The 12,848-nt window shown below is 69.3% G+C and carries 13 protein-coding genes; 2 read left to right on the top strand and 11 right to left on the bottom strand.

Annotated elements, in window-relative coordinates; translation table 11 throughout:
• Positions 1-9: 9 nt before the first annotated feature.
• Complete coding sequence (locus tag KZC51_RS14525) at positions 10-870, top strand: carbohydrate kinase family protein (RefSeq protein WP_247630748.1); 861 nt, start codon at positions 10-12, stop codon at positions 868-870.
• A gap of 38 nt (positions 871-908) precedes the next feature.
• On the opposite strand, the gene KZC51_RS14520 is transcribed toward KZC51_RS14525, so the two are convergent.
• The 10 genes from KZC51_RS14520 to KZC51_RS14475 all read right to left on the bottom strand — a co-directional run bounded on the left by KZC51_RS14520 (position 909) and on the right by KZC51_RS14475 (position 10,465).
• Positions 909-1,661 (bottom strand): alpha/beta hydrolase, encoded by a 753-nt coding sequence (locus tag KZC51_RS14520; RefSeq protein ID WP_247630747.1) that lies wholly within the window; start codon positions 1,659-1,661, stop codon positions 909-911.
• A 9-nt stretch (positions 1,662-1,670) separates the two neighbouring features.
• Positions 1,671-2,630: an SDR family oxidoreductase gene (locus tag KZC51_RS14515; RefSeq protein WP_247630746.1), complete on the bottom strand. Its 960-nt coding sequence runs from the start codon at positions 2,628-2,630 to the stop codon at positions 1,671-1,673.
• Positions 2,627-3,580: a bile acid:sodium symporter family protein gene (locus tag KZC51_RS14510; RefSeq protein ID WP_247630745.1), complete on the bottom strand. Its 954-nt coding sequence runs from the start codon at positions 3,578-3,580 to the stop codon at positions 2,627-2,629. The genes KZC51_RS14515 and KZC51_RS14510 overlap by 4 nt, the downstream gene beginning before the upstream one ends.
• Positions 3,577-4,869: a flavin-containing monooxygenase gene (locus KZC51_RS14505; protein ID WP_247630744.1), complete on the bottom strand. Its 1,293-nt coding sequence runs from the start codon at positions 4,867-4,869 to the stop codon at positions 3,577-3,579. The genes KZC51_RS14510 and KZC51_RS14505 overlap by 4 nt, the downstream gene beginning before the upstream one ends.
• Before the next feature lie 107 nt (positions 4,870-4,976).
• Complete coding sequence (locus KZC51_RS14500) at positions 4,977-6,134, bottom strand: mannitol-1-phosphate 5-dehydrogenase (RefSeq protein WP_247630743.1); 1,158 nt, start codon at positions 6,132-6,134, stop codon at positions 4,977-4,979.
• Positions 6,134-6,565, bottom strand: a complete 432-nt coding sequence (locus KZC51_RS14495; protein ID WP_247630742.1) for a PTS mannitol transporter subunit IIA — start codon at positions 6,563-6,565, stop codon at positions 6,134-6,136. The genes KZC51_RS14500 and KZC51_RS14495 overlap by 1 nt, the downstream gene beginning before the upstream one ends.
• 66 nt (positions 6,566-6,631) lie before the next feature.
• Entirely contained in the window at positions 6,632-8,185 is a 1,554-nt protein-coding gene (locus KZC51_RS14490; protein ID WP_247630741.1) for a PTS mannitol transporter subunit IIBC, read from the bottom strand.
• Positions 8,182-9,867, bottom strand: coding sequence for a phosphoenolpyruvate--protein phosphotransferase (ptsP, locus tag KZC51_RS14485; protein WP_247630740.1), 1,686 nt, complete (start codon positions 9,865-9,867; stop codon positions 8,182-8,184). Before ptsP ends, KZC51_RS14490 begins: the two co-directional genes overlap by 4 nt.
• Complete coding sequence (locus KZC51_RS14480) at positions 9,864-10,151, bottom strand: HPr family phosphocarrier protein (protein WP_247630739.1); 288 nt, start codon at positions 10,149-10,151, stop codon at positions 9,864-9,866. The genes ptsP and KZC51_RS14480 overlap by 4 nt, the downstream gene beginning before the upstream one ends.
• Positions 10,148-10,465 (bottom strand): PTS sugar transporter subunit IIB, encoded by a 318-nt coding sequence (locus KZC51_RS14475; protein WP_247630738.1) that lies wholly within the window; start codon positions 10,463-10,465, stop codon positions 10,148-10,150. The genes KZC51_RS14480 and KZC51_RS14475 overlap by 4 nt, the downstream gene beginning before the upstream one ends.
• Positions 10,466-10,631: 166 nt before the next feature.
• Here KZC51_RS14475 and KZC51_RS14470 point away from each other — a divergent pair, with 166 nt between their 5' ends.
• Entirely contained in the window at positions 10,632-12,554 is a 1,923-nt protein-coding gene (locus KZC51_RS14470) for a BglG family transcription antiterminator (protein ID WP_247630737.1), read from the top strand.
• Positions 12,555-12,560: 6 nt separating this feature from the next.
• Here the strand turns inward: KZC51_RS14470 and KZC51_RS14465 are convergent, their stop codons facing one another.
• Positions 12,561-12,824 carry an HPr family phosphocarrier protein gene (locus KZC51_RS14465; protein WP_247630736.1) on the bottom strand — a complete coding sequence of 88 codons (264 nt, stop codon included), beginning with the start codon at positions 12,822-12,824 and terminating at the stop codon, positions 12,561-12,563.
• Positions 12,825-12,848: the final 24 nt, after the last annotated feature.

The following is a 12,848-nucleotide window of genomic DNA, read 5'->3' as shown; positions in this document are numbered from 1 at the left end:
ATGGTGTCCATGTCCGACCTCTCCGTGTTCATCGCCGGCCCCGCATCGTGGAACCAGATCGTCGTCCTCGACCGGCTCCCCGACCCCGTGCCGCAGATGCAGTTCGTGGAGGATTCGTGGCACACGGTCGGCGGTACGAGCGCGGGCAAGGCTCTGAGTCTGCGCGGACAGGGGCGTGCCGTGCTCCTCTACGCCGCCGCCGGCCAAGACGACGCAGGCAGTCGTGTGCGTGCAGCCCTGGATGCGGCCGGCGTGCGCGTGCAGTGGGCGGGCTGCGCGGCGACCGAGCGGCACCTCAACCTCATGACCAGGCAGGGTGCCCGTGTCTCGCTCTACCTCTCGTCACCGGGGGTGCAGTCGGACGACGGCGACGCCGCGCTGCGGGTGGCCATGAGCGCGTCCGCGGCGATCGTGTTGGACCTCGCTGTCGAGCCGCTGAGGCTGCTGCCGCTGGCGACGGCCTCCGGACGCCCGATCTGGGTCGACGTGCACGACTACGACGGCACGGCGGAGTTCCACCGGCCCTTCCTCGACGCCGCCGATGTGGTCTTCTGCAACGCCGACCGGCTCGATGACCCGCTGGGCTTCCTGCACGACCGTATCGACGCGGGCGCGACCCTCGCGGTGTGCACCCTCGGCGCGGAAGGAGCGGTCGCGGTCGATGCGCGCGGGGTCGAGCATCACGTCGCCGCGGTGCCCGTCGAGGTCGTCGACACCAACGGCGCCGGCGATGCGTTCTTCGCCGGCGTGCTCGACGCGCGACTGTCGGGGCATCCGGTCCCGGAGTCGCTCGAGGCCGGTGCGCGGGCAGCATCCCTGGTGCTCGGCAGCAGGCATCTGCATCCGCTGCTCGATCCGGTTCTCGGCTGAGGCGTGTCGCCCGACCTCGGAACAGCGACGCAGCCGCGTCAGCGTCCGCCCAACGACTCCTGGACGAACGCGTCGACGAGAGCGGTCACGGTCTGGTGCATCTCCTCGTCGGGGATCGTGGGCGTGCCGTCCCCGGCCTGCGGACCGTAGTCTCCGAACGACGCGTGCGAGGCGCCGGGGATCTCGACGAGCTCGGCATCGGCGGGAAGCAGGGGGCGCGCGTCGGCGATCTTCTCCGGGGTCGACAGCCCGTCCTCTGAGCCGGCGATGCTGAGCACGGGGAGACCCGTGTCGGAGACGTCCGTGGCGCAGTACGAGCCGAACAGGAGCAGGGCGTCGGCGTCAGCGGCGAGCTGACACGCGCGCACACCGCCGAGGGAATGCCCCCCGACGGCCCAGGCGTCGATGTCGGGTGCGGCGGAGGTGAACGCATCGAGGCCGCGCAGGTCGAAGAACGCGAGGTTCAGCCACGGGCGCGTGATCACGACGGTCGTGCCGTCTTCGGCGAGACCCTGCAGGATCGCGGCATACGCCCAGGGATCGACCTTCGCTCCGGGGATGAACACGAGCCCGACCTCGGAGGCTCCGTCTGCCGGCGCCAGCACGATCCCTTCAGGGGCAACCGTGACGGTGATGTCGGGGTTCTCCCGCACTGTCGCGAGCGGTTCCGGCTCCGCGGCCATCACGCCGACCTGGCTCCACACGAGGATGCCGCCGATACCGAGCGCCAGCACGACGGCGAGGCTCCCGAGAATCCAACGGAGCACCCGGCGGCCGCGCTTGTTCTGCATGGTCCCAGGTTACGTGCTCGGCGCTGTCGCGACGCCGGGGTGCGCAACCAGATACGCCTCGAACGCCTGACGGCTCGTCAACGCCGGCGTGTAGCCGAACCGCTCTTTCAGACGCCGATTCGCCAGCACCGGTCGGTAGCGCAGGAAGGGTACCTTCTCGGGGCCGTGGACCGTGAGCCGCAGCCCCCGTCCTATGCGGAGGGCGGCGGAGAGCACGCCGGCGGGGATCGTGAATGTCGGCTTGCCCAGTCGACCGGCGATCTCGGTGACAGTCATCCGCCCGTCACCCGCGACGTTGAAGATCCCTGCGGGGCCGTCGGTGGCGGCACGAGCCATCGCGGAGGCCACGTCGTCGACCCAGACGAAGACGAAGGGGGAATCGGACCCGGCGATGCGCAGGATACGGCGGCCGTCCCACAGGGCGGTGATCTGGTTCTGCACGGTCGGACCGAGGATCGTGCCGATGCGGAAGACCACCTGCTCGAGCTCCGGGTGGGACTCCCGGTGGCGCGCGAGCATGTTCTCCACGAGCCGCTTGTGCCGGGAGTAGGGGAAGGTGTCGTTGCCGCGCAGCGGCTGATCCTCGTCGATCCACTCCGGGTTGTCGCGATGATAGCCGTAGGCGGCGCCCGAGCTGGAGACCACGATCCTGCGCACCCCGGTCTCGACACACGCCGCGAGCACGTGCGCCGTGCCGGTGACGTCCACCCGATACTCCCGGTCGACATCGCGCCCCGGATCGACGATGGCCGCGAGATGCACGACCGTGTCGATGCGGTGGCTGCGCAGCAGGGGAGCAAGCGCGTCCGGATCCGTGACGTCGAGGACGACATCCACGACACCCGTCCGTGGCGTTCCGATGCGCAGGTCGGCCGAGACGATCAGCTCGACGTCGTCGCGAGCAGCCAGCGCGGCGGCGACGTGCGTGCCGAGGAAGCCGCCGCCGCCGGTGATCAGCACGCGTGTCATCGGGCGGTCTCCATCGCGGTGCGCCCGGTCGCATCGCCGGAGATCGAGCCGGTGCGCTTCCTGGTGTGCCGTGCCCAGAGCCCCGCCAGGACGAGACCGGCGACGATATCCCAGATACCCCACCAGCCGGCGACGATCGCCATGCCGCCGAGGCCGTCGAAGAACAGGAAGACCAGCCCCAGCCCGAGGCCGGCGTTGCGGATGCCGACCTCGAACGTCATGGCCTTGCGCTCCCGCGTACCCAGACCGCCGACCACCGCCGTGCCGTAGCCGAGCGCAAGTGCCACCGCATCGTGCACGGTCACCACGAGGACGATGATGCCGAGCACCTGGAGGAACACGGCCCAGTTGCCGACCAGCGCCGCCAGGATGAAGGCGAGCAGCGCGATCAGACTGAACCACTTCACATACGGCTGCACGCGGCGCGTGAGTGCGGGCAGCTTGGCCCGGATCAGCAGGCCGAGGGCGAACGGGAGGCCGACGATGAGCAGGATCTCCAGCAGCATCTTCCCCGGATCCAGCGCGACCTCGCGCAGCAGCTCTCGCGCGGTCGGATGCAGGGAACCCCAGAACGTGATGCTCAGGGGCATGGCGACGATGTAGACCAGATTGCCCACAGCGGTCAGTGAGACCGACAGTGCCACGTTGCCGCCGGACCGGTGCGTGAGCACCTGCGAGATGTTCCCGGGCGGACAGCACGCGACCAGGATCATGCCGAGCGCCATCGAGGGTGACGCCGGCAGCACGAGGGTGAGCAGGAAGGTGGCGACCGGAAGCAGCAGCAGCTGCGCGAGGATCGCGATCACGAACGGCTTCGGATGCTTCGCGACCACCTTGAAGTCCGACGGCGCGGTGTCCAGCGCGATGCCGAACATGATCAGGCCCAGCACCACGTTCAGGATCGTCAGCGCGCCAGGGGTGAAGCTGAGCACCACGTCGTCGACGTTCATGCGCCGGCCTCGAGGCTCTGCTTCTCCCGTCGGACCGCGCCGCGGTATGCATCCTTGTTCACGTAGTAGGCCATGCGGTCGAGGCCGAGGTAGCGGTAGCCGCCGGTGAGGTCCGGCCAGGGCGCGCCTGTCACACGCGCGCGGAAACGCTCAGCGGATGCCGGATCCTGTTCGACGGCGTCCAGGTAGGCGGCCAGCAGGTCCGCCTGCTCGTAGCGGCCCTGCCACCCGATGCCCGAGGCCTCGATCATGCCGATCACGTACAGGCCGTTGAACGAGGCGGGGAACATGTTCAGGAACAGGCGGGGCGCGGCGCCCTGCCACTGCAGGTGAGCGCGGTCGACGAAGGGGTAGTCGAGCGTGTATCCGGTGGCGAGGAGCACCAGGTCGTAGTCCTCAGAGGTGCCGTCGCGGAAGTGCACTGTGTCGCCGTCGAACCGTTCCACGTCCGCGCGGATCCGCAGGTCTCCCTGACCGAGATGATTCAGGATCAGGGTGTTCACGATCGGGTGGGACTCGTAGATCCGGTAGTCGGGCTTCGGAAAGCCGAACCGCACCGGATCACCGGTGAAGGCACGCAGCACGCGGCTGTCCACCGCCTGCTTGATGCGGGCGGGCAACGGCTTGCCCTGATTCAGGGTGTCGCTGGGCTTGCCGAACAGGTACCGGGGCACGAAGTAGTAGCCGCGGCGCACGCTCATGTCGATCGATGCGGCGTGGTGCACGGCGTCGACGGCGATGTCGCAGCCGGAGTTGCCTGCGCCGATCAGGAGCACGCGCTTGCCGGTCAGCTGAGAAGCGGACTTGTAGGCGCTGGTGTGCAGGAGCTCGCCGGTGAAGCTGCCAGGGAACGACGGGATGTTCGGCTTCGCGAGCGTGCCGTTCGCGAGCACGACGCCGGCGTACCAGCGCGTCTGCTCGCCATCGGGGCCTACCGCCACAAGGTCCCAGCCGCCGTCGCGTGGTTCCAGGCGGGTCACGCGCGTGTCGAACCGGAAGAGTGGGCGCAGATCGAAATGCTCGGCGTAGTCGCGGAAGTACTCGTGCAGCACCCGATGGCCCGGGTAGTCGACGGCGGAGCGCATCGGGAAGTGGGCGAACTCGGTGGTCGTGCGGGAGGAGATCAAGTGCGCGGACTCGTACATCGTGCTGCGCGGGTTCGAGATGTCCCAGAGGCCGCCGACGTCGTGCGAGGCCTCGTAGCCGTCGACCCCGATGCCGCGCTTCTGAAGTGCCCTGGCCGCGGCGAGACCCGAAGGACCCGCGCCGATGACGGCGTATGTGTTCATTCTGCTCCCGCACGTCGCTGTGCTCGAAATGTCCCATGCGCCTCGACAGAAGCGCCCCCGCCCACCGATCGTATCGGGTGGCGGGGGCGGCGCTGCGGAGCGGGCGATCAGCCGACGCCGATGTGCTCCTGGCGGGCCTGCACGACGTCGCGGATCGACGGGAAGAGCGGATGCTCGGGGTCCAGCCCGGTCGTGCGGGTGGTGAAGCTCACGGCGTCCTCCGTGCGCAGCAGCTGCTGCAGTTCCACCGACTGCTCGTCCTCGGCGTCGTCGAACGCGAGGGCGGCCGCGATCGCTGCCACGAGCGCGCGCGATGAGAGACCGTGCTCTGCGGCCATCGCGGCGGGTCCGACGAAGCGCTCGTGGCGCGAGATCTTGCGCAACGGCTGACGCCCGACGCGCTGCACGGTGTCGATGAGAGCCGGGTTGCGGAAGCGCTCCAGGATCGTGGCACGGTACGCGGCCAGCTCCGCAGGGTCGAGGCCGTGCGTGGCGACCAGCACCGCGGAGGTCTCCTCTAGCGCGGCGGTGACGTTCGCGGCGACCGCGTCGTCGGCGAGGGCGTCGGAGATCCGCTCGATCCCGCGCTGCGCACCGAAGTACGCCGCAGCGGCATGCCCGGTGTTCACCGTGAACAGCTTGCGCTCGATGTACGGGGCCAGGTCCTCGACGAAGTGCGCGCCGGGGATGTTCGGCAGCGCACCGCCGAATGCCCCGGACTCGATCGCCCACTCGACGTACGGCTCGACCGTGACGTCGACACCTGCGCCGGGTGCCTGCGCCGGGACGATACGGTCCACCGCGGTGTTCGCGAACACCGCACGCGCCAGCAGCTCCTCGGCATCGATGCCCGCTGCGGTCTCGACCTCGGCGCGCAGCAGATCGGTCGCACCGATCGCGTTCTCACAGGCCATGACCTGCAGCGGAGCCGCACCGGCCGGGCGCTGGGCGAGCCCTGCGACGATGGCGGGCGCGACGAACCGCAGCACGGTCGGACCGACGGCGGTGGTCACGACATCGGCGGTCGCGATCTCGGCGGCCACGGCGTCGGGATCCGTGCGGCTGTTGACCGCGCGGAAGCCGGTCACCACGTGGTCGACGCCACCGGGACCCGCCTCGTGCACGGTGTACGAGTCCGCCGCGTTGATGGCATCCACCAGAGCGTCGGCGACGTCGGAGAACACGACCTCGTAGCCGCCCTCGTGCAGCAGCAGGCCGACGAACCCGCGCCCGATGTTGCCGGCGCCGAAGTGGACCGCCTTCATCAGTCGTTCACCGCCGAGAGCAGCGTGAACAGCTCCTCCGGAGTCTGCGCGGCGTTGAGCGCCGCGACATCGTCGTCATCCGAGAACAGGATCGCGATCTGCGAGAGGATCTCGAGGTGCTCATCGCCACGTCCGGCGATGCCGATCACGAATGTCACGGGCTCGCCCGCCCAGTCGACGCCGCCGTCGTAGCGGACGACCGAGAGGGCGGAGGCGAGGATCGCATCCTTGGTCTCGTTCGTGCCGTGCGGGATGGCGAGGCCGTTGCCCATGTAGGTCGACACGGTCTCCTCGCGCTGGCGCATCGCGTCGACATAGGCGGGGGTGACGGCGCCGGCCGACATCAGGATGTCGGTGGCCTCCTGCAGGGCCTGATCCTGCGTGGCGCTGCCCGCGTGGATGCGGACCTGGCCGAGGGTGAGAACGCTCATGGTGTGTTGCCTTTCTGGGAATGATGAGGCGGGGCGGATGCCGTGGCACCCGCCCCGCCTGGTCTGTCACGCGTCGGAATCGCGCTGTGCGCGCACCATCTCGACGACCTCTTCGTACTTGGGAGAGTTCATGAAGTTGTCGACCGACACGTGGATCGAGTTCGGGGACTGTGCCTTCGCCCGATCCGTCAGCTGCTGCTGGGTGATCACGAGATCGGCGGTGCCGTCGAGGTTCGCGATCGCCTGGTTGGTGACCGTGACCCCGTCGATCTCGGCCTTCTTGAACTTGTTGCGCAGCACGCTCGCGCCCATGGCGGAGGAGCCCATGCCGGCGTCGCAGGCGAACACGATGTTGCGGATGGGCGCGGTCAGCACCGCGGTGCTGGTGCTGGCTGCCGATGCGGCCAGGTTCGACAGGGTGCTCGACGACTTGCCCTTGTTCGCCTCGGTCCTCGCGATCGCCGCGGCGAGGGGGTCACCGCTGGCCGCCTCTGCCGCGATGTCGCGGCGACGTGACGCAAGCAGGATCGGAGCGGTGATCGCGAACGTCACCGCTGCCGAGAACACCACCGACAGGATCACGCCGACATGGCTGCCCGGCGCCGTCTGGATCAGCACGGCGAAGATCGATCCGGGAGCGGCTGGCGCCACGAGCCCCGACTGGAAGATCATGTTGGTGAGTACGCCGGTCGCTCCACCGGCGATCAGGCCGACGATCAGGAGAGGCTTGGCCAGCACATAGGGGAAGTAGACCTCATGGATGCCGCCGAGGAACTGAATGATGAACGCGCCAGGAGCGGTCGCGCGAGCTACGCCGACTCCGAAGACAGTGAGCGCCAAGAGCAGTCCGGCGCCGGGACCGGGATTCGCCTCGATCAGGAACAGAAGGCTGCGACCTGTCTCCTGCACCTGCTCTGTTCCCAGCGGGGTGAAGACACCGTGGTTGATCGCGTTGTTGAGGAACAGAACCTTCGCTGGTTCGACGATGATGCTTGCGAGGGGAAGCAGCTGCGTCTCGACCAGCCAACCGACCGCAGCGCCGAGAACGTCGGTGATCCATCGCATCACCGGCGCGAGCCAGAAGAAGGAGGCGAGCGCCATGAAGAATGCCACGAATCCGGCGGAGAAGTTATCCACCAACATCTCGAAGCCAGGCTTGATCTTTCCTTGCCACGGCTTCTCCACCCACTTCAGAACAAGCGCGGTGAGCGGTCCGACGATCATGGCGCCGAGGAACATGACGGTGCCGGAGGCTCCGCTGATCACCCCCATGGCCGCAACGGCGCCGACCACGCCGCCGCGGTGCCCGTGCACCATCCGCCCGCCGGTGAATGCGATCAGCAGAGGAAGCAGATACGTGATGATCGGCCCGACGAGGCCGGGATAGACGACCCCATCAATCTCTCCGCCACCCAGGATCGCGGAATCCGCCCACCGCCACGACTCCACGGGACTGTTGCTCCCGAGCCAGCCGTCAGGGATGAACAGCGCGGTGATGAATCCCCATGCGATGAATGCAGCGATGTTGGGCATGACCATGCCCGAGAGGAATGTGCCGAACTTCTGCACGCCTACGCGTGCACCGCCCGGCTTCCGGGCGGCGGGTGACGTCGTCGTCATGATGTCGTCTCTTTCTGGTGGGAGGGGAAGGACGCTGTGGCTTCCGCCACCGCGTTACGTGCACCGGCGGCGTCATCCGCCGCCAGTGCGATCTCGGCGAGGTTGCGGGCCTCGTCGAGGGTGCGTTCGGAGAGGGTGTGGCGCACGTCGGCCAGCGCAGACGGTGCCATCGACAGGCTCGTCGCCCCCAAGCCCACGAGCACGACCGCGAGCAGCGGATCGGCGGCGGCCTCTCCGCAGATCCCGATCGGCTTGCCGAGCCGCGCGCCGGCAGCGCCGACCTCGCGCACCAGGCGCAGCACCGCGGGGTGCCACGGGTCCTGGAACCCGGCGACCGAGCCGAGCAGCCGGTCGGCCGCCATCGTGTACTGCGTCAGGTCGTTCGTGCCGATCGAGGCGAAATCCGCGTGCGCGAGCACACGGTCGGCGAGCAGTGCACTCGCCGGGACCTCGACCATCACCCCCGCGGTCTTGAGTCCGTACTCGCGGGCGAGAGCGGTGAAGTAGGCGGTCTCCTCGACCGTCGTGACCATCGGGGCCATGACCCACAGATCGGCGTCGGTCAGCGCCTCCGCCTCCGCGAGTGCGGTCAACTGTTCGCGGAGGATGTCCTCGCTGGCGCGCAGTGCGCGCAGCCCGCGGAGCCCCAGTGCGGGATTCTCCTCGTGCGCGTCATTGAGGAACGCGAGCGGCTTGTCGGCCCCGGCGTCGAGCATCCGCACGACGACTTTCTTGCCAGGGAACGCCGCCAGCAGCTCGCGGTACGACTCGCGCTGCTGCGCGATCGTCGGCGCCTGCGTGGCGGAGAGGAACAGGAACTCGGTGCGGAACAGCCCGACGCCCTCGGCCCCACGGTCGACGGCATCGGATGCGTCTGCGGGCTTCCCCAGATTCGCCAGCAGCGCGATCGGCGTGCCGTCGGCGAGGGCGCCGGGGGTCAGGGGGGCCGCGTCAGCCGAGCGTCGCTCTGCAGCGCGCTGCGCGGCGCGATCCATCTCCTCCTGGGAAGGATCGACGGTGATGAGCCCGGCCGCGGCATCGACGATCACGCTCTGGCCGTTGGTCAGAGTCGTGGCCTCGACCGCGCCGACGATCGCGACGATGCCCTTCTCGCGGGCGAGGATCGCGGTGTGCGATGTCGGGCCGCCGTCTGTCGTGATCAGAGCGAGCACCTGATCGAGGTCGAGCAGCGCGGTGTCCGCCGGAGCCAGGTCGCGGGCGACCAGCACGAAGGGGTGCCCGGGGTTCGGCACTCCCGGAGCATCCACTCCCCGCAGGTGCGCCAGCACGCGCTGAGCGATGTCATCGAGGTCGGCTGCGCGCTCGCCGAGGTAGCCGCCGACCGCCTCCAGCGTGGCGCGGAAGCCGGCGAACGCGTCGTGCACCGCCCACTCCGCCGTGGCACCGGCGCCGATGCGGGCGTCGACCTCGTCCTGCAGCGTCGGGTCCTCGGCGATCATGGCCTGTGCCTCGAGCACATCCTGGGCTGAGCCTCCGGCCGCCGCGCCGCGCTCGTTCAGCTCCCTGGCGACCACGGTCACGGCATCCCGAGCTCGGGCGCGTTCCTCGTCGGCCCCGCGCGTGCTCGGCGTCTGGTCCGGCGCGGGCAGCGCCTCCGTCATCCGGACGACGGTGCCCTGGGCGACGCCGAGACCGATCCCGACTCCACGAAGCGTGCTCATCCGGCGGCGTCCTGGTCGTGGTCCGTCGTGAGCAGCTCGGTGAGGGTGTCGATCACGCTCTCGGCGTCGGCACCGTCACCGTCGACCGTGAGGGTGACGTAGTCGCCGTACTCGATCGCGAGCGCGATGACGCCCAGGATGCTGGCCGCGTTGACCGGCTTGCCGGAGTCCTTGGCGATCGTGACGGGGACGCCGGCGTCCTTCGCGGCCTGTGCGAACAGCTTCGCGGGGCGGGCGTGCAGCCCGTGCGATGAGCCGATGCGAACGGTGCGAGAGGTGGTCATGATGTTCCTTTCGGGGTGCTGCTGACATCGGGGAGGAGCGCGCGGGCGATGGCGAGCGTGCGCTCACCGCTGCGGTCCGCGAAGACATCCTGCGGAAGGAGGGCGACCGGGCAACGCACCGCATCCTCGATGGCCGAGAGGCGATCCGCGAGGTGCGGACCGACGAGCACGAGGTCGTTCGCGCCATCGACGACGGAGCTCTCCATGCCTGCGGAGGCGTCCCAGTCGAGACCGGCGTCCGCGGCTGCGCGGCGGAGCCGCTGAGCGACGAACGTGCTGGACGCGCCGGCACCGCACACCACGAGGATCTTCATCGATGCCACCTTCCTGAGAACAGTCTGTGAAAGGACGTGGCGCGTCACCACCACGTTCCTTTCCGCCCCCGCGGAACATCGGTTTCCGCGCATGCCCCGCGGTGAACTGACATCATGGAGAGACGTCAGGACAGTGCAGTCAGCACGTGGAGGAGTCGGAGGGATCATGTCGCGTCAGCGCCAGGACCAGCTGCTCTCGACCCTCCTCCGTCAGGATTCCTGGGCGACGGCCGGCAGCCTCGCCGATCTGCTCGGCGTCACGCCGCGGAGCGTGCGCTCCTACGTCGCCGCGTTGAACGCACGGACGGCAGGCGGGGATGCCGTCGAGTCCGGCTCGGCCGGGTACCGCGCCGGCCCCGGTGCCCGCGCTGCCCTCCGCGCACGTCAGAGCCGGGACTCGGCTCCTCGCGATCGACTGCACGGGATCGTGCGCACGCTGCTCGACACGCCCGCCGGCATCGACGTGTTCGAGATGGCCGACCGCCTGCACGTGAGCGAGGCGACGCTCGAAGCGGACCTCGCCCGTGTGCGCGCGCTCATCGACAGCACCGACCTCTCGCTGGAGCGGGACCGCGAGATCGTGCGGCTCCGCGGCAACGAGACCGCCCAGAGACGACTGCTCAGCCGTCTTGCGCACGATGAGATGGATGCCGCCTCCTTCCACCCCGAGACCTTCCGACGCGCGCTCGCCGGCAATGCGGTCTCCGCGCACGCCGTCGCTCCGTTCAAATCCGCGCTGGTCAGAGAACTCGGCGAACTCGGCTATTACGTGAACGAGCTCGCCATCTCTGACGTGCTGCTGCACATCGCCATCGCCGCCGAGCGCGTGGCCGCAGGGCACGCGCTGGAATCGGCACCCTCGGGAACCCGCGCCGAGATACCGAAGGTCGGTGAAGTGATCGCGCGTCTGGCCGGCGAGCACTTCGCCGTGGCTCTCGGTGACGGCGACAGCGATCATCTCGCCTCCCTCGTGCTCACGCGGATCGTGGCACCGGGAGAGGACGCGGCGGGTGACGTCGCCCGCAGCGGGGTGGACCCGGAGGTCGAGGCCGCCGTCCGCGCCGAGGTGCAGCGTGCGGCCGACGACTACCAGGTCGATCTGGTCGATGAGACCTTCCAACTCCGCCTCGCGCTGCACGTGCAGAACCTGCTGCGCAGGGCTGAGGAGAGCGCACTCACCCGCAACCCGCTCACCCGGTCCCTCAAGACGTCGTACCCGATGATCTTCGAGGTCGCCGTCTCCATCGCCAGCGGGCTGCACGACCGTCTGGGCGCGCCCATCCACGACGACGAGATCGCCTACATCGCGATGCACGTGGGCGGGCGTCTCGAGCGCAGTCGCAAGGCCGAGTCGATCCTGACGGCGACCATCGTCTGCCCCGGGTACTACGAGCTCCACGAGCTGCTGCGCTCCAGCGTCGACCGCTCGCTCGGTTCGGCGATCGAGGTGACCAGCGTGATCACGAACGTCGACCCCGACTGGACGTCCTTCGACACCGACCTCGTGCTCAGCACGATCGAGCCGGGGGCATCCGGAGACCGCTTCGTGCGCATCCAGCCCTTCCTGACGGACTCCGACGTCGACCGCATCCAAGCCGCGGCCGGGCGAGTGCGCCGGGGACGCCGCCTGACCCGGCTGCGCGCCGAGCTGGCGCGCTACTTCCACGCCGAGGCCTACGTGTCGCCGCTCCCTGACGAGGGGGAGGAGGCGATCATCCGGCGTCTGGGCGGGCTGCTGGTGCGCAGCGGCCTGATCGGCGAGGACTACATCGAGAACACGATCGCGCGCGAGCAGATGTCATCCACGGCGTTCACCGACTCGCTCGCGGTTCCCCATGCCCTGCAGATGACCGCGACCAGGACCGCCATCGCCATCGGTGTCGCCGACGGCTCCGCTGCCTGGGGCGACGGCCGGGTGCAAGTCGTCGCGCTCGCGGCGTTCAGCGAGAGCGACCGCGCAGCGTTCCAGACCGTGTTCGAGCAGCTCGTGGAAGTCTTCAGCGAGCGCGAGAGCGTGCAGAGGATCGTGCGCAGGGCCGCGAGCTTCGAGACCTTCCTCGACGAGCTCGTCGCGGTGATCGACGGCTGACCGCCGTCAGAGCCGTGGTGCGAGGACCTCGCTCAGCGCATCGAGCACGGCGGCGGCATCCGAGGACTCCCGCGTCTCGAGCGTGACGGCATCGCCCGGCGCCAGAGCCAGGTCCATCACCGCCAGCACGCTGCTCAGGTCGACGACCGCGCCGTCCGCGGTGCGCAGGGTCACCGAGTCACCGTACGCCTGCACCACCCGCACCAGCTCGGCGACCGGTCGCGCGTGCACGCCGTTGTGTGCGGTGATGGTGACGTGGCGGCTCAGCATGCTCCGATGCTAGTCGTGGTCCGC

It is taken from the genome of Microbacterium croceum (assembly GCF_023091245.1).
Classification (GTDB): Bacteria; Actinomycetota; Actinomycetes; order Actinomycetales; family Microbacteriaceae; genus Microbacterium; species Microbacterium croceum.
This window is presented reverse-complemented; position numbering and strand designations above follow the sequence as displayed.